General features: G+C 68.4%; 24 protein-coding genes and 3 tRNA genes. 10 read left to right on the top strand and 17 right to left on the bottom strand.

What is annotated here, in order from left to right; all coding sequences use genetic code 11:
• Positions 1–48: 48 nt before the first annotated feature.
• Positions 49–999, bottom strand: a complete 951-nt coding sequence (locus tag ABZU72_RS26935; protein WP_355021842.1) for an AraC family transcriptional regulator — start codon at positions 997–999, stop codon at positions 49–51.
• Positions 1000–1137: 138 nt separating this feature from the next.
• Between ABZU72_RS26935 and ABZU72_RS26930 the strand changes: the two genes are divergently transcribed.
• Complete coding sequence (locus ABZU72_RS26930) at positions 1138–1890, top strand: SDR family oxidoreductase (protein ID WP_355021841.1); 753 nt, start codon at positions 1138–1140, stop codon at positions 1888–1890.
• Positions 1891–1985: 95 nt separating this feature from the next.
• Here ABZU72_RS26930 and ABZU72_RS26925 read toward each other — a convergent pair whose 3' ends face one another.
• The 6 genes from ABZU72_RS26925 to ABZU72_RS26900 all read right to left on the bottom strand — a co-directional run bounded on the left by ABZU72_RS26925 (position 1986) and on the right by ABZU72_RS26900 (position 5536).
• A complete protein-coding gene (locus tag ABZU72_RS26925) occupies positions 1986–2828 on the bottom strand; it encodes an alpha/beta hydrolase (protein WP_355021840.1) in 843 nt (280 codons plus the stop codon).
• 24 nt (positions 2829–2852) lie between these two features.
• Positions 2853–3407: a hypothetical protein gene (locus ABZU72_RS26920; protein ID WP_355021839.1), complete on the bottom strand. Its 555-nt coding sequence runs from the start codon at positions 3405–3407 to the stop codon at positions 2853–2855.
• Positions 3404–3646: a (4Fe-4S)-binding protein gene (locus ABZU72_RS26915; RefSeq protein ID WP_355021838.1), complete on the bottom strand. Its 243-nt coding sequence runs from the start codon at positions 3644–3646 to the stop codon at positions 3404–3406. The genes ABZU72_RS26920 and ABZU72_RS26915 overlap by 4 nt, the downstream gene beginning before the upstream one ends.
• A gap of 2 nt (positions 3647–3648) precedes the next feature.
• On the bottom strand, positions 3649–4005 hold the full coding sequence (locus tag ABZU72_RS26910) for a GNAT family N-acetyltransferase (RefSeq protein WP_355021837.1): 357 nt from the start codon (positions 4003–4005) through the stop codon (positions 3649–3651).
• 47 nt (positions 4006–4052) lie between these two features.
• Entirely contained in the window at positions 4053–4451 is a 399-nt protein-coding gene (locus ABZU72_RS26905) for a MarR family transcriptional regulator (protein WP_355021836.1), read from the bottom strand.
• A 173-nt stretch (positions 4452–4624) separates the two neighbouring features.
• A complete protein-coding gene (locus ABZU72_RS26900) occupies positions 4625–5536 on the bottom strand; it encodes an AraC family transcriptional regulator (protein WP_355021835.1) in 912 nt (303 codons plus the stop codon).
• Positions 5537–5609: 73 nt separating this feature from the next.
• On the opposite strand from ABZU72_RS26900, the gene ABZU72_RS26895 reads away from it, so the two are divergent.
• The 4 genes from ABZU72_RS26895 (at position 5610) to ABZU72_RS26880 (ending at position 8820) form a co-directional block, all read left to right on the top strand.
• On the top strand, positions 5610–6398 hold the full coding sequence (locus tag ABZU72_RS26895; RefSeq protein WP_355021834.1) for an NAD(P)H-binding protein: 789 nt from the start codon (positions 5610–5612) through the stop codon (positions 6396–6398).
• Complete coding sequence (locus ABZU72_RS26890; protein ID WP_355021833.1) at positions 6395–6829, top strand: anthrone oxygenase family protein; 435 nt, start codon at positions 6395–6397, stop codon at positions 6827–6829. The genes ABZU72_RS26895 and ABZU72_RS26890 overlap by 4 nt, the downstream gene beginning before the upstream one ends.
• Positions 6830–7105: 276 nt before the next feature.
• Positions 7106–7609, top strand: a complete 504-nt coding sequence (locus tag ABZU72_RS26885; RefSeq protein WP_355021832.1) for a hypothetical protein — start codon at positions 7106–7108, stop codon at positions 7607–7609.
• Positions 7609–8820, top strand: a complete 1212-nt coding sequence (locus ABZU72_RS26880; RefSeq protein ID WP_355021831.1) for a PrsW family intramembrane metalloprotease — start codon at positions 7609–7611, stop codon at positions 8818–8820. Before ABZU72_RS26885 ends, ABZU72_RS26880 begins: the two co-directional genes overlap by 1 nt.
• 197 nt (positions 8821–9017) lie before the next feature.
• On the opposite strand, the gene ABZU72_RS26875 is transcribed toward ABZU72_RS26880, so the two are convergent.
• A tRNA-Arg gene (locus ABZU72_RS26875) sits at positions 9018–9090 on the bottom strand.
• A gap of 149 nt (positions 9091–9239) precedes the next feature.
• Here ABZU72_RS26875 and ABZU72_RS26870 point away from each other — a divergent pair.
• The gene (locus ABZU72_RS26870) at positions 9240–10271 is read left to right on the top strand and encodes a LuxR family transcriptional regulator (protein WP_355021830.1); all 1032 of its coding nucleotides are present in this window, start codon (positions 9240–9242) and stop codon (positions 10269–10271) included.
• A gap of 385 nt (positions 10272–10656) precedes the next feature.
• Here the strand turns inward: ABZU72_RS26870 and ABZU72_RS26865 are convergent.
• Positions 10657–10750, bottom strand: a tRNA-Ser gene (locus ABZU72_RS26865).
• Between the two features lie 43 nt (positions 10751–10793).
• Positions 10794–11288, bottom strand: a complete 495-nt coding sequence (locus ABZU72_RS26860; protein ID WP_355021852.1) for a hypothetical protein — start codon at positions 11286–11288, stop codon at positions 10794–10796.
• Positions 11289–11378: 90 nt separating this feature from the next.
• Between ABZU72_RS26860 and ABZU72_RS26855 the strand changes: the two genes are divergently transcribed.
• Positions 11379–11684: a hypothetical protein gene (locus tag ABZU72_RS26855; protein WP_355021829.1), complete on the top strand. Its 306-nt coding sequence runs from the start codon at positions 11379–11381 to the stop codon at positions 11682–11684.
• 55 nt (positions 11685–11739) lie between these two features.
• On the opposite strand, the gene ABZU72_RS26850 is transcribed toward ABZU72_RS26855, so the two are convergent.
• The 7 genes from ABZU72_RS26850 to ABZU72_RS26820 form a co-directional block, all read right to left on the bottom strand.
• Positions 11740–11827, bottom strand: a tRNA-Ser gene (locus tag ABZU72_RS26850).
• A gap of 42 nt (positions 11828–11869) precedes the next feature.
• On the bottom strand, positions 11870–12100 hold the full coding sequence (locus ABZU72_RS26845; RefSeq protein ID WP_355021828.1) for a biotin/lipoyl-binding carrier protein: 231 nt from the start codon (positions 12098–12100) through the stop codon (positions 11870–11872).
• Positions 12101–12149: 49 nt separating this feature from the next.
• Entirely contained in the window at positions 12150–13859 is a 1710-nt protein-coding gene (locus ABZU72_RS26840; protein WP_355021827.1) for a hypothetical protein, read from the bottom strand.
• Positions 13860–13944: 85 nt separating this feature from the next.
• The gene (locus ABZU72_RS26835) at positions 13945–14721 is read right to left on the bottom strand and encodes a carbon-nitrogen hydrolase family protein (RefSeq protein ID WP_355021826.1); all 777 of its coding nucleotides are present in this window, start codon (positions 14719–14721) and stop codon (positions 13945–13947) included.
• Positions 14722–14814: 93 nt separating this feature from the next.
• Positions 14815–15363 carry a hypothetical protein gene (locus ABZU72_RS26830; protein ID WP_355021825.1) on the bottom strand — a complete coding sequence of 183 codons (549 nt, stop codon included), beginning with the start codon at positions 15361–15363 and terminating at the stop codon, positions 14815–14817.
• 174 nt (positions 15364–15537) lie between these two features.
• Complete coding sequence (locus tag ABZU72_RS26825; RefSeq protein ID WP_355021824.1) at positions 15538–16227, bottom strand: response regulator transcription factor; 690 nt, start codon at positions 16225–16227, stop codon at positions 15538–15540.
• Positions 16224–17378, bottom strand: coding sequence for a histidine kinase (locus tag ABZU72_RS26820; protein WP_355021823.1), 1155 nt, complete (start codon positions 17376–17378; stop codon positions 16224–16226). Before ABZU72_RS26820 ends, ABZU72_RS26825 begins: the two co-directional genes overlap by 4 nt.
• A 144-nt stretch (positions 17379–17522) precedes the next feature.
• Between ABZU72_RS26820 and ABZU72_RS26815 the strand changes: the two genes are divergently transcribed.
• From ABZU72_RS26815 to ABZU72_RS26805, 3 genes are read left to right on the top strand one after another with little or no spacing between them, the layout of a single operon-like run.
• Positions 17523–18092, top strand: a complete 570-nt coding sequence (locus tag ABZU72_RS26815) for a molybdenum cofactor guanylyltransferase (protein ID WP_355021822.1) — start codon at positions 17523–17525, stop codon at positions 18090–18092.
• A gap of 17 nt (positions 18093–18109) precedes the next feature.
• On the top strand, positions 18110–19084 hold the full coding sequence (locus tag ABZU72_RS26810) for an NAD(P)H-quinone oxidoreductase (protein WP_355021821.1): 975 nt from the start codon (positions 18110–18112) through the stop codon (positions 19082–19084).
• Between the two features lie 14 nt (positions 19085–19098).
• Positions 19099–19689 (top strand): bacterial proteasome activator family protein, encoded by a 591-nt coding sequence (locus ABZU72_RS26805; protein WP_355021820.1) that lies wholly within the window; start codon positions 19099–19101, stop codon positions 19687–19689.
• The last annotated feature ends 94 nt before the right edge of the window (positions 19690–19783 follow it).

Genomic DNA, 19783 nt, shown 5'->3' with positions numbered 1-19783 from the left:
CTGCTGCGGACACGGGTGAACTCGCTGCGGAGCGGAACCGGATCGCCTTCAGCTTCCGTTCGCGACCGAGCGGCGTTCCTGGTCCCGGAACTTCGTGGGTGATGAGCCGACCACGCGGCGGAACGCGGTGCTGAACGCGCTCTCGGACTGGTAGCCGGTGGCTCGTGCGAGCTCAGAGATCGACAACGCGTCGCGGGCGAGGGCGTCGCGAGCGAGGCTCATGCGCCACTGAATGAGGTACTCCAGGGGCGGGACCCCGACGTGGCTCTTGAAGGCCTGAGCGAACGCGGAGCGGGACATGTGACTGATCTCGGCGAGTTCGTTGAGGTTCCAGGAGTGGGCCACGTCCGCGTGCACTGCACGTAGCGCGGCGCCGATGCCGTCCTCGTTCAGGGCGCCCAGCCAGCCGGTGGGCCGGTCTGTCTGGCCGGCGTGAGCGCGCAGCATGTGAACCAGCAGGATCTGTGCGAGATGGTTCTGCACCAGCGGGCCGCCGGCAGCGGTGACCGCGACCTCGGTGGCCAGGAGATCGATCAGCTGACCGAGTCGGCTGCCATGAGGATCAGCAGCGCGGACGATCACGAGCGGCGGCAGTAGATCGGTCAGGAGGGCCGCGTTCTGGTCGTCGAACGCGATGTGCCCGACGCAGAGGTAGAGGTCGTTCTCGGACTCCGGGCCGATCCGGACGAACCCGTCCTCGGCCCCCGCCCACACCGCCTCCGCCGGCCGCGGGCTGACGTCGGGCGTGCTGGCCAGTACGTACGGCGGCGGGTTGCCCAGCATGAAGGTGTCACCCTCGCGCAGGAGCACCGGTTCATGCCCTTCGAGGATCAGCCAGCACTTGCCGCGTACCAGACCGCCGATCCGCACGTGCAGGAACGTGTCGAAGCTCAACGCCCACTCACCCACGGCCCGAAGGCTGGGCCCGATCACCGTGTGGGGCTTGAGCAGGCCGATCGCGTCGGCCACTGGATCCTGGAAGCCGAGCACCACCGACACCTCCTGGACGATACGTAAAGGATCGCGGACTTTGGATTATGGATCTTACTGCAATGGCGTCGCAGTATCGATGTCGTAGGTAGATCACCGGCCCACGAATACAGATCGGCAACTAGCGAAGTGATGGAGAAGACTCACATGGGACATTTGGACGGCAAGACCGCGGTAGTCACCGGCGGAAGCAGCGGGATCGGCCTCGCCGCCGCCGTGCGACTGGCCGACGAGGGCGCGTATGTGTTCGTCACCGGGCGGCGTGAGGCCGAGCTGGAGGCCGCCGTCAAGACCATCGGATCGGACCGGGCTACGGGTGTGACGGGAGATATCTCCAAGTTGGCCGACCTGGACCGGCTCTACGACGCGGTCCGGACCCACGGCAACGGGTTGGACGTACTCGTGGCGAACGCGGCGGTTGGCACGTTCGTGACGTTGGAGCAGACCACCGAGGAGCACTTCGACCAGACCTTCGGGGTCAATACCCGAGGCACTCTGTTCACCGTGCAGAAGGCGCTCCCGCTGCTCAACGACGGCGCCTCGGTCATCCTGACCGGCTCCACGGCGGCCGACCGTGGCATGGAGGCGTTCGGCGCGTACGCGGCATCGAAGGCGGCGGTACGCTCCTTCGCGCGGACCTGGTCCACCGAGCTCAAGAGCCGGGGCATCCGGGTCAACGTGATCTCGCCGGCATGGATCGAGACTCCCGGGGGAACCGCGGCTTTCGGCGACGAGGAGACCGCCCGGGCCATGAAGGAACATGTCGCAGCGACCGTGGCCAAGGGCCGCATGGGTCAGCCCGAGGAGGCCGCCGCGGTCGTGGCGTTCCTGGCCTCGGAGCAGAGCAGCTACGTCGTCGGCTCGAACCTCTACGTCGACGGCGGAGAGAACCAGACCTGAGCCCAGACCTGAGAAGGGCACGAGCCGTTCCACCGATGGGGCCATCGACGTCGCCGCCCAGTTGCCGTTCTCGAGGTCCTTCGCGCGGGCGATGATCACCTACGGAGGAACTCCTTGAGGGCAACGTTGACCTCGTCCGCATGGGTCCACAGGAGGCCGTGAGGAGCACCCTCGACCTCGACGTAATCGGCGTCAGGGACCGCCATGTGGAAACGGCGTGCCGTGGCGTCGATGGGAAGGATGTTGTCCTTCGTACCGTGCAGGATCAGCGTCGGCTTGCCGGCCGCGCGAACCGCGTCGACATCGCTGCGGAAGTCCTCGATCCAGGCCGGGACGACTGCGTACGCGGCCACCGGCGCGCTGCCGATCGCGACGTTCCAGCTACCGGTGACGGCCTCCTGGCTGATCCGAGAGCCGAGGTTCTCGTCCAGGTTGTAGAAGTCCTTGAAGAACTGGGTGAACCAGGCGTAGCGGTCGTCCTTGGCCGCCGCGGCGATGCCGTCGAACACGTCCTGCGGGACGCCCTCGGGGTTGTCGTCGCGCTGAACGAGGAACGGCTCGAGGGACGCGAGGAACGCGAGCTTCGCGACGCGCTCATGCCCGTATCGGGCGACGTACCGCGCGAGTTCACCGGTGCCCATCGAGAACCCCACGAGTACGACGTCGCTCAGCTCGAGGGTCTCGAGGACCGTGTTCAGGTCGGCGGCGAAGGTGTCGTAGTCGTAGCCGCTGCCGACCTTGGACGAGCGCCCGAAGCCGCGGCGATCGTAGGTGATCACCCGGTAGCCCGCCGCGAGCAGCTCGCGCGTCTGCTTCTCCCAGCTGTGGCCGTTCAGCGGATACCCGTGGATGAGAACCACGGGCTGTCCGGTTCCCTGATCCTCGTAGTACAGCTCGACCGGCGTGCTGTTCTCATGTGCAACAGTGATGAAAGCCATCATCTTTCCCTTCTGCGTGGGGGATCAGAGCTGTTCCGGCGGTGCCATGCGGTAGACGAACTCGCCGATGCCCGACTGCGAGATCGCGAAGATCGTGCCGGCGAGTCCCTCTTGAGTGGCGGCCATGCTCAAGTCGCCCAAGCGGACCGCGTCGAACCCGGCATCGTGGCTGAGCAGGCTGACCACGTCATGGGCTTCGTCGTCGCCGGACCACAGGTTGCTCGGCCGTACGCGAGCACCGGCGACCCGGCCGAAGAGCGAGGCGAAGTTGGTGCTGAACGCCTTGGCCGTGGTCCCGCCGGTCACCGACTTGACGTACTCGGCGTTGGAGGAGAACCCGGCCGGAGGGCGCGCGTCGCCGTAGAGGTTGGTGGCGTCGAGCACGGTCTTGCCCTCGAGCCCGGCGACCGATGACAGCGCTGCCTCCACCGCGGCTCCTGGGACGGCGAGCAGCACAGCTTCGGCGCCACCGGCGTCACCACCGGCTCGCCCCAGCCTGATCACCTGGTGGCCGGCACGCTCCCACAGATCGGCCAGTCCACCGCCGATGTTACCGCGCCCGATCACTGTGATGTTCATGCCGACCACGACCCGTCGGGGTGATCGACGACGCGAAGGGCGCCGGAAGGACAGCGCCCGATCACCTCTCGCAGGGTCTGAGCGGTTCCCTCCGAACCGGCTTGCGTGGGGTCGATCCACGGCCGAGCGGATGGATCGAAGACGGCGGGCATCCCACGTACGCACTCGGCCGCGTGCTGACACACATCACCGTCGAAGGAGACGTCGACCACGGGCCCGGTGTAGGTCTTGCGCGCCATGGTCAGTCCTTCGCCGTCGACGGGGGCACACGCTTCACGAGTGCGACGTACTCGCGGTGGTTCCCGATCCAGCCCTTGATGAACGGGCACAGCGGCATCACCTTGCGCTCGCTGCCGTCGCGGACGTCGTCGAGCGCGAACCTGGCGATCGCGGAGCCGACGCCCTTCCCCTCGTAGGCCGGGTCGACCTCGGTGTGGGTGAACACGATCAGGTCGGTGGCGAGGATGTACTCCGCGAACCCCACCACGGACCCGCCCACACGCGCTTCGTAGCGCAGACGCTCTGGGGCGTGTGTGACCTCAATGTCGATGTCTGTCATCTGGTCCTCGCTCGGCTCGACGTATTTGTTTGTGCGCACAAACAACTTACCCGCGCAGGCAAGGCTGTCCGGGCAGCAGCCGGCGGTCAGCGGGCTCGGCGGCGAACCGGCGGCCCGACCTCGGTCTGAGCGATTGCCTCGAGAGCATCAGCGAACGCGGCCAGATCGACGTTCTGGAGATGATCCATCACGTGGCGCCGGACGCTCTCCAGGTGCACCGGCCAAGCCTTCTTCAGACACTTCAATCCGGCCGGGGTCAAGCGCGCCAGCTGGCCGCGACCGTCCGCTGTCGAACGGACTCGCTCGACCAAACCCGTCCGCTCCAACCGCTCCACGACACGGGTCAGCCCGCTGACCGAGATCGATACGTAGTTGGCGAGCTCGCTCATGCGCAACGAGCGCTCGGGAGCCTCGGACAGGTTCATCAGCACGGTGTACTCCGTGAGACTCAGGCCCTCCGACTGTATGAGATCGGAGTCGAGCACCCGCGGAATCACCACGACTGCCCGCCCCAACGCACGCCAGGCAGTCTCCTCCTCGGGCGACAGCGGGGCCACCTCCCCAGCTGCTGCACGCCGACCATCCATACCGACGAGGCTAGCGGGTAGTTGCTTGACGTAATAACGATCCCCATAGGCGGTCGAGGTCCCACAGGGCTTCAGGCGACGTGGCGGCTCCGGAAGGATGTCGGTGAGGTGCCGTGGAGACGCTTGAAGGCCGCGCTGAGGGCGAACGGGTTCGCGTAGCCGACGCGGGCGGCGATCGCCGACAGGGTCAGGTCCGTGCCGATCAGCAGGTCGGCGGCGAGGGCGAGACGCCACCGGGTCAGGTACGCCAACGGCGGCTCGCCGACATGCTCGGTGAAGCGCCGGGCCAGAGCGGCTCGCGAGAGACCGACCTGCTCACCGAGGCCGGCGACCGTCCAGGGCAGCTGCGGGTGCTGTTCCATGGCCCGCAGCACCGCGGCCACCGCGTCATCGGCGGGAAGTGCCGGGGAGGCCGAGAGCACCTCGCGCACGGCTTTGACCACGAGTACGTCCAGCAGCCGGTCGAGCAGGGCCGCCTGGCCGGCCTCCTCGCGCACCAACTCTGCGGACAGGAGGTCGACGACGGCGGTGTCGAAGCCGCGCAGCACCACGCTGGTCGGCAGCCGGGACAACAGCAGCGCGCCCACCGAGGTCTCGCGCTCATAGGTCCCGATGAGCATCACGGTCGCCTCCGGCGAGCGGCTGTTCCCCCAGGTGCGTACGCCCAAGGCCAGCTCCTCGGCCAGCAGCGCCCCGTTCGGGTCGACACAGACCTGGCCGGGCAGGATCCGGATGTCGGCGGGGCGATCGGCCGAGTCGGCGATGACATAGGTCGCCGGCCCGCGGCACACGATCACGTCACCTGCCGCCACCTCCTGTGGTCCCTCGCAGCCGGTGAAGACCGCCTGGCCGCGTGCGATCGCGATGACCGTGAGCGGCACCTCGTCCTCGGCGGTGATCGACCACTCGCCGGCGAACACGGCCTTCAACAGGAAGGCGGCCTGGGCCCGTGGACCATCCATGAGCAGATCCAGTGACGACATGGTGAGACGATAACGCATGCTGCCTGGAGCCGAACGTATTCCACCGTCGCTCGCCTGAGGACAGATTAGAGGCATGACAACTCTCATCACCGGCGCCACCGGCAAGACCGGCCAGCGCGTCGCCCGCCGTCTCCAGACCCTCGACCACGACGTACGTGCCGTCACCCGCCACACGGCACCCCGGTTCGACTGGCACGACCAGACCACTTGGTCCGAGGCCGTCGAAGGTTGCGAGTCGGCCTACCTGACCTTCCAGCCCGACCTCGGCCTGCCGGGCGCCGACGAGATCATCGGCGCGTTCGCCGCCCAGGCGGTCGCCGCGGGCTGCAGCCGGCTCGTACTGCTCTCCGGCCGTGGCGAGGAGGGCGCCCAGCGAGCCGAGCTGGCCATGATGGCCTCGGGCGCCGAGTGGACGATCCTGCGTTCGGCCTTCTTCATGCAGAACTTCACCGAAGGTGCGTTCGCGGACGAGCTAGCCGCTGGGTCGCTCACCATGGTCGAGCACACCGTCGCCGAGCCGTTCGTCGACGCCGACGACATCGCCGCCGTCGCCGTCGCAGCCCTCCTCGACAAGGGCTACGTCGGCCGGGTCCTGGAGCTCACCGGGCCGCAGCTGCTCACCTTCGAGGAGGCCGCGCACGCCATCGGCGGGCCCACCGTGACGTACCGCTCCATGCCCACCGAGGACTACGTCTCGGTCCTGACCGCGGCCGGGCTGCCGCCGGCCGACGCGGCGGGACTGGCGTACCTGTTCGAGGAGGTTCTCGACGGACGCAACGCCTACGTGACCGGCGATGTCGAGGCGGTCCTGGGCCGCGCAGCACGAAGCATCGATGATCTCGACCGGGGTGAGCAGTCATGAGCGAGGTCGTACTCACCGGCGCGAGACTGCTCAACGGCGTCACCGCCGGCATCTACATCTCGTTCCTGGTCGCCTTCATGCCGGCATTGCACGGCCAGCCCGACGACGTCTACGCGCGGGTCATGAATCGGCTCAACGTGGTCATCGTCAACCCGGTGTTCCTGGCCTTCTTCCTGGGCGCCCCGCTCTTGGCGCTGATCCTCCTCGGATGGCACCGGGGCCCGCTCTCCATCACCGCCGCGTGCCTGGCCGTCGCCGCCGTCGTCATCACCTTCGCGGCGAACCTGCCGCTGAACGACGCCCTGGCCAACGGCGGCGCCGTGTCCTCGTTCGAGAAGCCGTGGCTGATCTTCCACACCCTGCGAACCCTCACCGCAACCGGCGCCTTCGTCTTTCTCAGCCTGCCCGGGACGGTCGCGGATCGGGCCTAGGCGCCCGAGCAACGTGACGTCAGCCGCAGTCTGGCAGATCGGCTGCGAGCCGTGGGCACCGCGGCGTACCTTCGTCCACGACGTATCGTCGAGGAACCAAGCAGGTCGGCAGGGGGCCGGGCTGCGACGGTGGACGTCATGGCGTGAGGGGGTGGGATGACGTCGTCGCAGGTGGATCGACGGGTGCCTGTGGAACACAGGTGGCTGGGTCTGGACCGGAGGTCGATTCCGTACGCATTGGTTGCGTTCGCGGTCTTGGCCCTCTGGGCGTGGGTGATGCCTTGGGTCGACGACCAGGTGGCATGGGACGACTCGACACGTACGGGTGAGGCATTCCAGGTGACCGAGGATGTGACGATGGCGGTCCCGCCCGGGTGGGGAGTGGTCGCCGGTCTGCGGACGACGGACGACCCGCGCACGGGTGAACAGGCGGCCGATCAGGTCGTGCTGGTCAAGAACGGGGTGGCGTTCTCGATTCTGCAGGGCCCGTTCGACGAGAGCCCGGTGCGGCTGCTCGACCAGGCCGCGCGGATCACCGGCGCGTCGACGGAGGGGTACCACGTCTCGAGCGAGACACGTGATGTCACGACGGCTGCAGGGCTGCGCGGGGTTGCCTCAGAGTTCACCACCCCCGAGGGCGCGGGAGTCGTGACCGCGTTCGTCGTCGATGGCCGCGGCATCGAGATCCAGACCGTGGGCCCGCAGTCCCAGCTAACCGCGATGCGGACGGAGACCGACGCGATGATCGACTCCCTCGCCAAGAGTGGAGACGAGTCCTGATGAGCACCACGACCGACGCGGCCAGCACGCCCGACATCCCCGCGACCCCTGAACTGCTAGCGCGGCGTACGGCGGCGATGGCGGAGTCCGGTTGGGGAGCCAGCTTCCACCTCTTCCAGCCCCGCAACCTGTGTCTGTGGGTCTACCTGGTGCTCGTCGTCATCGGCGCTCACCAGCTCTATCAGATCGCAGTCCCCACGGCGGGGGTGTTCGCGGAGGCCGACATCGCCGGGGTCGCGTCGGCCGGCGTCTTCTGTCTGGTGTTCCTGCTGTTCCTCCATTACTTCGACCGCTACGAGCGCACCCCGGCACTGCTGGCTGCGACCGCGTTCATCGGTGGCGGGATCGGCGCCCCGTGGGCGATGGCTCTACCCGGCAATGCCGCGTTGATGGACATCTACACCAAGACCTTCGGCCAAGCCTGGGCAACAGACTGGAAGGCCGGCCTCACAGCACCCTTCGTGGAGGAGACCACCAAGGGCGCAGTATTCCTGCTGATGCTCGGGCTCGCGCCGGTGGTCATCCGCACCGTCTACGACGCACTCATCGTCGGGGCCTACGTCGGCCTGGGCTTCCAGGTCCTCGAGGACATGCTCTACGGCCAGAACAGCGCCTACCAGAACTTCGGGGTCGACCAGGTCGGGTCGGTGCTGCACACCTTCGTCCTCCGGTCCGCAACCGGGGTCGCCTCCCACGCGATGTACACCGCGATCTTCGCGGCCGGCATCCTCTACCTCGTCGGCACCCGCGCCCAGCCACGCCGTGTCGGCCGCGGGCTACTGCTGATGGCGGCGGCCGTGCTCGTCCACGGCCTCTGGGACTCGATGCTCGCCCTCAGCAACGCCAACGGTTTCGTCATGGCTGCGCTGATGATCGGCATCACCCTCACCAGCATCGGGACGCTCCTCGTGGCACTTCGCTGGGGCGCGCACCGCGAGCGCGGCTGGCTGCGCGACGTGCTGGCACCGGAGGTCGCCAACGGCACCATCACCGACCTCGAGCTCACCGCCCTTACCGGTGAGCCGTCGCGCCGGCGCAAGGACCGCAAAGCGGCAATCGGAGGGCGTGCCGACGGCGTCAGCAAGCGCCGCCAGAAACACGTCCTCGCCGCCAGCCTCGATCTAGCCCACGATCTCTCCGAGAGCAACGGCAAGGACACCTCGTCCGTACAGCACTCCCGCGCCGAGATCCAACGACTCCGGACCCATTGAGTTTCGCACCGTGTTCGAGCGTTTGGACGCTGTGCATCGATGCAGAGGAACCAGCGGGCTCGTTCACGGGCGCGTCCTCGACCCCGCCAACCTTGGCGTGCGTCGGGGAAGCGACGTGGAGCCGGGGCTCAAGGTGGGAAAAGAAGAACCGCCTCGTCCCAGCGATCTGGCTGAGATGAGGCGGTTTCAACGTGCTGCGCGCCTGTAGGGATTCGAACCCCAAACCTTCTGATCCGTAGTCAGATGCTCTATCCGTTGAGCTACAGGCGCAGTGTTACCGAAGCAACGTGTAGAAGATTAGCGGAAGATGGTCCGTGACCAGAAATCGCCACGTGTGAGAAGATCTGGCGCTAGCCACAGCATCGGGGAGGTGGAGCGTGAGCAGACGTCGACCCACGCCGTCCGGCGAGGAGATGAACGTGAAGGACGAACGACACGCACCCAGGACGCGTGCGCTGATCGAGGCCAAGGGCATCGAGCTCTTCGAACTCATCGCGAATCAGGGCGGGATCCCCGTGTCGGACCCACGGGTCAGCGAGGACGGGGAGTACGCGGGCGCGTTGGCAGCTCTTGCGGAGCTGGGGCTCGTCCGCAATCCCGACGAGGCACCAGACACCTGGGTGACCGTCGACCCGGCGACCGTGCAGGCGCAAGTCGTCACACCCATTACCCAGGAGGGGATCAGGCTCCTCCAGGAGTCGGCTGAGTGGGCCAACGACTTCACCGCCCTGCACAGCGCTTGGCGCCGCTCGACGCCGGCCGATCAACGTGGGGGTGGCATCACCAACCTCCATCGGCCACAGATCCAGCCGTACATCGATTCTCTGGTTGCGGAATGCGAATTCGAGGCGCTCACCGCGCAGCCGCAGGCAACGCGTGATCCCAGCGTGCTCGCGGAAACCGCCCGTAAAGACGCCGCGCTCCTCAGGCGCGGCGTGAAGATGCGGACGCTCTACCAGCATGCGGCCCGCCGCCACTCTGCGACCAGGGACTACGTCGTCGCGGTCTCACAAGCGGGAGGCGAAGTCCGGACACTGGACGAGTTCTTCAACAAGATCCTCATTTTCGACCGGCGTGTTGCGATCATCCCGGGACCCGACGGGATCGATACGGCCATAGCAGTGCGGGAGCCTGCCATCGTGGCCTATCTGGTCGATGTCTATGAGCGATCGTGGGAACGAGCCCGCCCCTTCTCCGCAGCGGACACATCGACGATGAAAGAGGTGGCCGGCGAGCAGCGTTCGATGACCCTGCGCATGTTGATCGAAGGGCATTCCGACCCCGCTGCATCGAAACGCCTTGGCGTGAGCCCGCGAACGTACGCCGGCTATGTCTCCGATCTCAAGGACGAGTTCGGAGCGGACACTCGGTTCCAACTTGGCTATGAAATCGGCCGCAGCGATGCCGAGACCGACAGGCTCGGCAGCGCTACGCCTCCATCGCGCAACTGATGCCGGTGAACGATGTGACCACTGATCACCGGCATCGGGCGCCGCACATCACCAGCTGGTGTCGTCGCTCCCAGCGATCCAGCTGGTGTCAGCCTGATTGATCCAGCTGGTGTCGGCCTGAGCCGGGGCCGTAGCGAACAAGCTAACGACGACCGTTGCAGCGGAGGCCAGAGCAAGAGCCGCCGCAGTGCGTACGAGCTTCATAGATTTCCCTTCATGGTCTCGAGGCCGCGGTTGTCGCCGAGAGGCCTACGCATCCAAGTATGCTGCCAGCCGCAGGTTACGAACAACCTGTGTGCCGATGTACGAACCTCTGCACAACACAAAGATGCAGGTCAGAATACGTTTGGCCCCCTTTGTTGAAGGGGGCCAAACACATGGAAACTGGCGGAGGCGGAGGGATTTGAACCCTCGATGGGGTTTAAGCCCCAAACTCGATTAGCAGTCGAGCGCCATAGACCGGACTAGGCGACGCCTCCATACCGCTCGAACAGGCTACAAGACCCGCACTCCCGGGGCCAATCAGGGCGCGTCGGACGAACCCGAAGTGGTGTCGAGAGGCTTGATGGTGGCCTTCAGGTAGCCCTGGAGCTCGCGTACGAACTGCTCTCGGTCGATGCTGAGGATGGTCACCGGGATCGTGGTGGCGCCGCCCTTCTTGAGCCGCAGCTCCAGGCACGGCGTGCCGCCAGGCATGGTGGTCACCGCCTCCTGGATGTCGACCCAGCGAGCCTCGCGCACACCGGCGCCTCGCACGAACGCGACCCGGTAGCCCTGGGCGCTGGCGCGCAGGACGTACGCCTTGTTGCGAAGCCACCAGCCGAACCCGATCACCGCGGCGACGCCGACGACGAGCGGGATGAAGAGCCACGCGAAGTCGATCCGGGCCGCGATCACGACGGCCGTGCCGGCGAAGACCAGGAGCGCCAGGCCGACCATGGCGGCGCCGACGAGGCGGGCCTGCACGGCTGGCGCGAGGCGGTAATAGGTGAGCTCAGCAGATGACACGCTCCCCATTGTGGCCGACACGGGAGCCGAGAGCCGCATCGGCTTGCTCCTTTACGTGACCTAGGTCACAATCTGCTCATGACAGGTGTGCTTCCCAATATGTCGGATGCTCTTCGGGCCCTGGATACCGCAATCGCCGCTCCCCGTCCGGGGGCCAACGTTGGTCTCTGGCGCTGGTCGGTGCGCCAGCGCCTCGGAGGCGTACGTGATGCGTTGCTGGTCCTCGACACCGGTCAGGAGTGGCATGCCCTCAGCGATGTCAGCGCGCTCCGCGACCGCGGCACGCTGCTGAGCAGGCTCGCCGTCCTCGCGGACGACGTCCTCGACCGCACTGACCTCGAGGATCTCCTCCTCGAGCTGCGGCGGTTGATGATCGACGTGGATCGACACCTACAGGAAGTCTGAGCAGGGCCACACCCTTGCCAACGCCCCCTCAGCCAGCTTTCGCTGGCGCTCAATCTGGCAGAGAGGGCGGGATTCGAACCCGCGGTAGGTCTCCCTACGACCGCTTTCAAGGCGGTTCCGATCGGCCACTCCGGCACCTCTCCATGCGCCCGTGGGCGCGTGGGCGAGTCTAGTGCGCCTGAGGCTCAGGCGCTCAACTCGACGAGAACGTCGCCCTCCTGGACGACGTCTCCGGAGGCGACCTTGACCGCCACCACGGTGCCCGGGGCCTCGGCGAGGACCGGGATCTCCATCTTCATCGACTCCAGCAGCATGACGGTGTCCCCGACTGCCACCTTGTCCCCGGGTTGCACTCCGACGCTCATGACGTTCGCGACCATCTCGGCAGCGATCGTGGTGGGGGTTCTGCGGCTCATACCCCAGAACCTATGGGTTACCGCATGGTAGCCCTAGCTAGAGGGCGCCTCAGAGAAGCGCGTGCGTGCGGCCGGGCTCGGGGCGGACGGCGCTGGCCTCGTCGGCCTCACGGGCCGCCCTGCGACCGCTGCCGGCGGCCGTCGAGCCGGTGAGCGCGAGGTCGATGCGGATGATGACGAACGCGATCACAAGGCCGATGAGGATGCTGTAGACGACCGAGAGGGCGGCCTCGGCGAGCCCAACATCGGGGTTGAGGAACGTGCTGGCGACCGGCGCGGTGAGCGCGACACCAAAGAGGCAGACCCACCAGCCCTGGCGTCGCCGGGAGCGCATGTGGGTGCCCCAGACCAGCGCCGGGACCCCGAAGAGCGCCTGGATCGGGTGCGGGTAGCCACCGATGTGGATGCGGCACCAGCGCTGCATGTCGTCGACCGAGTCCATCAGGCCGGTGCTGCCGTAGCGGCGCAGCATCTCGGCGTAGATCAGGGTGAGCGCCAGCATCAGGCCGCCGATGCCGACGATGATCGCGCCGCGCCGGCCGAGGCCGTGCAGGCCGGCACCGAGGCGGTAGACCGCGAAGAAGGCGATGGCGAGCGAGCAGGCCAGCGTTGCGTACTCGAATCGGGAGACCATCACCACCGGCTCGAAGCCGAGCGCGGCGAAGCTGCCCAGCGCGGCGATGCCGACAGCGATGAACGTCTCCCGGATCGTCTTCGGGAAGCGACGCGACGGGACGGTGGCCATCACCGCGAGGACCGCCGCCACCGATGCGACGAGAACCGCCGCACCCGTACGCAGCGCCTCGTTGTCCATGAGCACCACGACGAGCCCGGCAACCCCTGCCAGGGAGCCGAAGATCAGCGGGCGGCCACCGGTGCGGTGCGCCAGCGCGAAGGTGTAGGCGGTCCCGACCACGACGGCGCCGAGGCCGCCGAAGATCTCCGGGCCCAGGTCGAAGGCACTTACCACGAGGCCGAGCACTCCGACGATTAGCGCGACCAGCCAGATCGCCCGGACGGTGCCGGCGGTCAGGCTCTCGATGATGCCGAGGCCCGCGCGGGCGGCGCCGGCTCCGGGGACCCGCGGCTGCGCGAGGAACGAGGTCACCTTGGCGGCGGTCGTGGGCCGACCGGAAGTCTCGGTGTCGTACGGGCCGGCGGGATCGTGGATCGGCTCGAGATGGCCGGACTGGTAGGGGTCGGGCTGATACGCGGGCTGCTGGACGTGGGGTGGCGTCTGCGGCGCCTGAGCCAGGCCGGTCGTGCTGAGGTAAGGAGCCGGCGTGGAGTAGGCCGGCGCCTGCCAGGCACTCGGCGGCGGCGCGGTCGGCCCGCTCAGGGCCGGCTCGGGCTCGGCCCGGTACTCCGGCGCCGGGTAGCCGCCGTAGGAGGGCTCCTCCGGTGCCGTCCGCGCGGCACGCTTGCCCGTGTAGCCGTTCGGCTCGTCGGACTGCTCGGGCTCAGCACGACCGGCGATCCGGCGACCACCGCCCGTGGAGGGAGGCTCCTGAGCCGGCTGACGCTCGTCGTACCACGTCTCGTCGGTCCAGCCGTTCTCGCTCCAGCTCGGGCCGTTGCTCTGCCCGCCGAAGGTCTGGCCGGTGTCCTGATAGCCGTTCCAGTCGTCCTCCGCCCACTGGTCATACGCCAGCGCCTCGCTCGAGGTCGGCTCCACGTAGGCGGGTGTGGGCTCGCTGCGACCGGCTGCACGACGGCCACGCTTGCTCTTGTCAGCGCGACGGCGGGGGGCTCGGTCCATAACAGGCGAGGATACCGGGGAAGGGGTGAACCTAACGAGTCATCGATATCCGTTTACCGCTGTGACGGGGAGTTGTTGACCGAGGTCACATTCTGCGGTTGACCAGGGAGGGGTTGGTGCGACGCGCCTCCTCGAGCACGGCTCGATCGATCGTCGCGGAGACGATCTCGTCGCCCTCGCCGGCCTCGGCCAGAACGTCGCCGAGAGGGTCGACGACCATCGAGTGACCGCAGTAACGAGGGGCCGACTGGGCGGCCGCCGCGATGAAGACGGTGTTCTCGATCGCGCGTGCTCGCACGAGGGTGCGCCAGTGGTCGACCTTGCGCGGACCGGCGACCCAGGCGGCCGGCAGCACGATCAGCTCGGCTCCCTGGTCGACCAGACGCCGGGCGAGCTCGGGGAAGCGCAGGTCGTAGCAGGTCATCAGCCCCGTCGGCACCCCGTCGATGTCGACCACGACCGGCTCGATCGCGCCCGCGACCAGCGCGTCCGACTCCTTGTAGCCGAAGGAGTCGTAGAGATGGATCTTCCGGTACGCCGCCTCCGCACCGCCCCGCACGAGCAGGGTGTTGAACGGCCGGCCGTCGGCATCGCCGCTGGTCTCGAGCATCCCGGCCACCACGGTGGCGCCGCGCTTCTCAGCCACCCGGGACAGCTCGGTCCCGAAGGGCCCGTCCTGGGCCTCGGCGTACGGACTCAGGTCGGATCCCGGCTTGCCGAAGTCCCTGGCGAAGACCTCGGGGAAGACGACCAGGTCGCTGTCGCTCGGTGTCAGCTCGGCCAGGAGCGACCGATTGGCGTCGGGCTCGAGACCCGACGCCTGCTGCACGAGACTGATCCGGAGGCTTTTCCAGGTGGTCACGTGTCCAGACTAATGGCGCGTTCTAGAAGGTCCTGAACACTTCGCGGCGTCAGGGTGGGTACATCGCGAGGCGGGCGTCACGCAGTCTTGGAGTCAGCGACGCGCGGAGCGGGTCACATCTCGGCGGTGGGCTTCAGCCGACGCCGGGTCTCTGTCCTGGAGCCGCACCGTCCACCACAGCGCCCCCATGATCAGGACCAGGGCACCCACCTCGACGGCGCGTTCATCGATCACGCGGGCGATCCCCATGGCCAGGGATCCGCCTGCCAGGGTCCAGCCGGCCGCGGACATGGAGCACGACACCAGCGCCAGCCCCACGAGGCCCAGACCGAGGAAGAGCAGCGTCGGGCCCACCGTGTAGAAGACGGCGCTGAATGCAAACGAATCCTGCAACCGTCTGAACATGTCGCCGGCGACGTCGCTCTCGCCGCCGGCGAGCTGCATGACCGTGAAGTCGATGACGAACTGCCCCGACAGCGCAAGGGCGCCGGCCATGGTGAGTCCCGCACCGACCCGGCCGAGCCGTTTCGGTAGCCCGGGCGCGAACGGGAGCCTGGCCAACGTATCGACGACGACCAGCATGGCCACCGCGCCGGAGAGGTAGATCGCGTGGGACAGCGTCCACGCGTTGGGGGTGATCATGAGGGCCGTCCCCGCCGCCAGGAGGCCTGGGGCGATCCAAAGCAGGGCCGTCGTGGCGCGGGACGGGGCGGTCGTCGGACTGTCAGGTCGGGAGTGTGGCGATGTCGCGGTCATGCCGACAATCCTCTCCGCGAGAAGGGCCCGGCACATCGCCGGAGCGAGCGATTCTGCGTCTCACCCGATCGGGTGAGGACCCGGTGCTCCGGGCTCTGCCCCGAGGGTCACGACACCGGTCTCGTAGGCGTGGATCGTTGCCTGCACGCGATCGCGGAGCCCCAGCTTTCCCAGCACGTTGCTGACGTGCGTCTTGGCAGTGTGCGTACTGACGACCAGCGCGGCGGCGATCTCGGCGTTGGACAGCCCCCGCGCGATCAGCACCAGCGTCTCTTGTTCACGCGGCGTCAGGCCCGGCTCGGACGGCGCAGCGGCAGGCACTGTACGCACGCGGCTGAACTCGGTGATCAGCCTGCGGGTGACGCTCGGAGCGAGGAGAGCCTCGCCGGCGGCGACGACCCGGACGGCGTGGATGAGGTCGTCGCGGCGTACGTCCTTGAGCAGGAATCCACTGGCGCCGACGCGGAGAGCCTCGTAGACGTAGGAGTCGACGTCGAAGGTGGTCAACATGATCACCCGGGTCTCGGACTCGGCGCAGATGAGCCGGGCGGCCTCCAGGCCGTCCGTCCCGGGCATCCGGACGTCGAGCAGCGCGACGTCGGGGCGGAACCGACGCGCGAGCGCCACGGCGGCTTCTTCCCCGTCGCCGGCCTCCGCGATCACGGTGATGTCGGGCTGGGCGTCCAGGATGGACGCGAAACCTGCCCGGACGAGGTCTTGGTCATCCGCGACCAGAACGCCGATCGTCACGTACTCACCTTCTCATCACCTCGCAAGGGCAGCACGACCCGCACCTGGAAACCGCCATCCGCTCCTGGCCCGGCATCGGCGGCGCCTCCGCAGGCCGCGGCGCGCTCTCGGATGCCGATGAGTCCGCGTCCTGCGATCGGTTGGCCCATGGCGGCTGAGGATTGGCCGTCGTCGGTGATGGTCAGGAGCAGGTCGTCGCCTCGCAGGGACAGGTCCACGACCGCCGAGGTCGCGCCCGCATGGCGGAGGGTGTTCGTCAGCGACTCCTGGACGACGCGGTGGATGGCGACGCCGATCTCGGCGGGCACGTGGTCGGCGAGCTCGGGCGCGTGCAATTCGACCGACAGGCCGGCCGCCTCGACCCGCTCCACCACCCGGGTGAGGCCGGCCGACCCTCCGAGCGCCAGGTCATCGGGCCGCTCGCCGTCGCGAAGCACGCTCAGGGCCCGACGCAACTGCTCCATCGCACCCCGCCCGGCCTCGGATATGGCGTCGTAGTGGGCGGGAGTCGCCGGGGTGCCCGCAGCCGCAGTGGCGGCACCAGCCTCGGCCTGGACGATCATCACGCTGACCGCGTGCGCCACGATGTCATGCATATCCCGGGCGATGCGTCGGCGCTCCGCGTCGGCGGCTCGGTCGGACTCCAGCACGGCTAGCAGGCCCTGGCGTCGGGCCTCATTCTCGGCGCGCTCAACCTGCTCGCGCCCGATGGAAGCCAGCCGGCCCAGGCCGTAGGCGCAGACGACGGTCACCACGGCGAACCCGATGCCCACCGGGTCTCGGTCTCCGGCCACAAAGGAGACGACGACGATGCCCGACACCCATGCCGCCAGGAGCCCCCGACGTTGCCAGCGGGCACCGAAAGCCGCGACGCTATAGACCGCGACAGCGGCGCCGTACTGAAACGGTTGTCCGGGGCGGTCGTAGAACACCGAGCCGACCGTGAATGCCGCGACGACGAGCGCGCAACCGAAAGGGGCGCGACGCCGCCACACCAATGGGACTGCGGTCCCGGCGGCGAGACAATAACCGAGCACCCCGGGCGTCGGCGCACCAGCGTCGACAGGAAAGGCAAACGGCACCGACACCGCCACGAGCACGAGGACGGCAACCGCGATATCGGTGGCACTCGAGGCTTGCTCGGCCAGCACCTGTGGCCACCGGCGAGACCTGATTGCCGGCCTGGCCGTCGAACGGGGCACGGGCTGACCCTACCCGGAGAGCGCTCGAGGCGCCTCGCCATAAGAGCGGCTGTAGCAGTAGGAACTTCTGGGACGCACCACTACAGTCCCGGTGTGACCGCTTGGGACGAATGGGAGCCGTACGCCGCCGTGCTGCTGGCCGGGGGCCGCAGCTCCCGGCTCGACGGGATCGACAAGTCCGGGATCGAGCTAGGTGGCCGCACGATGCTGGCCTGGGCGCTGGACGCCGCCGTCGACGCGATGGAGGTCGTCGTCGTCGGCGACGCGGTGAGCACCGAGCGCCCGGTGACCTTCGTCCGCGAGGATCCTCGCTTCGGCGGCCCGGTCGCCGCCCTGCTGACCGGCGTGGACGCGCTGCTGACTCCCAGGGCGTACGTCGGGGTGACCGCTGTCGACATGCCGTTCCTGCGCCCGCGGACACTCTCGCGTCTCCGCGAGGCGGCGTTCGGACGGGACGGCGCCGTTCTCGTCGGGCCGGACGGACGCCGGCAGCTGGCTCTCGTGCTCTCCACCGCGCGGCTCGCCGAGGTCCGGCCTGACCACGAGGGGCAGCACGGGATGGCGTTGCGCGAGCTGCTCGCCGACCTGGAGCTCGTCGAGGTCTCCTCCGAGGGCGACGAGCACCGCGACATCGACACCTGGACGGACCTGAAGTCCCTCTAGGCTCCTAGTGTGGGGGCATGCGAGCAGTCGTAGCCCAGCAGCCCGGAGGACCCGAGGTCCTCACCGTCACCGAGCTCCCCGACCCCGTCGCTGCACCGGGTGAGGTCGTCATCGACGTCGCCGCCGCGGGGCTCAACCGGGCCGACCTGCTGCAGCGACAGGGCTTCTACCCGCCCCCGAAGGGCGCGAGCGACATCATCGGGATGGAGTGCAGCGGCGTCGTCTCGGCGGTCGGCGACGGCGTCGAGGGGTGGCAGGAGGGCGACGAGGTGTGCGCGCTCCTGGCCGGCGGCGGCTACGCGACGAAGGTCGCCGTCCCGGCCGGACAGGTGATGCCGGTGCCGGAGGGCATCGACCTGGTCACCGCAGCAGCGCTTCCCGAGGTCACCACCACCGTGTGGTCCAACGTGTTCATGGTCGGCGGGCTGACTCCCGACGAGACGTTTCTGGTCCACGGCGGCGCCGGCGGGATCGGCACGATGGCGATCCAGCTCGCCAGCCAGATCGGCGCCCGGGTGATCACCACGGTCGGGTCGGCCGAGAAGGCCGAGCTCGCCAAGTCGCTCGGCGCCGAGGTGGCCATCAACTACAAGGACCAGGACTTCGTCGAGGTCGCCAAGGTCTACGGCGGCGCCGACGTCATCCTCGACAACATGGGCGCGAAGTACCTCGCCCGCAACATCGACGCCCTCAACCCCGAGGGCCGTCTGGTCATCATCGGCATGCAGGGCGGCACCAAGGCCGAGCTCGACATCAACGCCCTGCTCCGCAAGCGGGCCGCGGTGATCGCCACCAACCTCCGCGGCCGCCCGGTCGAGCAGAAGGCGACGATCTGCGCCGAGGTCGTCGAGCGCATCTGGCCGATGGTCGAGGCCGGTGAGGTGAAGGCGGTCGTGCAGGACGTACTTCCGCTGGCGGAGGCCGCCGAGGCACACCGGCTCATGGAGTCCGGCACGCACACCGGCAAGATCCTGCTGACCACCGCAGGCTAGGTAGGGTTGAGCGCATGACGCAGGAGCAGACCGGGGAAGTCGTGGTCATCGGACCCGACGGGCAGCCGATCGCGGTGCCCGCCGACGTACTCAAGGGCGCCACCGCGCCGGAGGCCGACGGGGACGAAGAGCGCGATGTGACCGACCTCGTGGAGCAGCCCGCGAAGGTGATGCGGATCGGTTCGATGATCCGCCAGCTGCTCGAGGAGGTGAAGGCCGCCCCGCTCGACGAGGCCTCCCGCAACCGGCTCCGTGAGATCCACCAGGCGTCGATAAAGGAGCTCGAGTCCGGGCTCGCGCCCGAGCTTGTCGAGGAGCTGGAGCGGCTCTCGCTGCCGTTCGCCGAGCAGCAGACGCCGTCCGAGGGTGAGCTGCGGATCGCGCAGGCGCAGCTGGTCGGCTGGCTCGAGGGTCTCTTCCACGGCATCCAGACCGCCATCTACGCCCAGCAGGTCGCCGCGCGCGCCCAGTTCGAGCAGATCCGCAAGGGCCTGCCGCCGGGCGTGAGCCTCTCCCCCGAGGGTCAGCCGACCCCCGGCCAGGGCGGGCCGCAGCAGGGCGGCCAGCACGACCACGGCGACTCCTCCGGCGGGCTCTACCTCTAAGCCCGGATCCACCGATGGCCGCCGTCGCGAGCGTCACCAGACGGGTGTGATGGCAAGGCGACGCCGCGAGGGCATACCGGGTGTCTGTTGAGCG

It is taken from the genome of Nocardioides sp. NPDC004968 (assembly GCF_040608935.1).
Classification (GTDB): Bacteria; Actinomycetota; Actinomycetes; order Propionibacteriales; family Nocardioidaceae; genus Nocardioides.
Note: the sequence above shows the minus strand (reverse complement) of the source record. Positions and strands in the feature narration are given on the sequence as shown.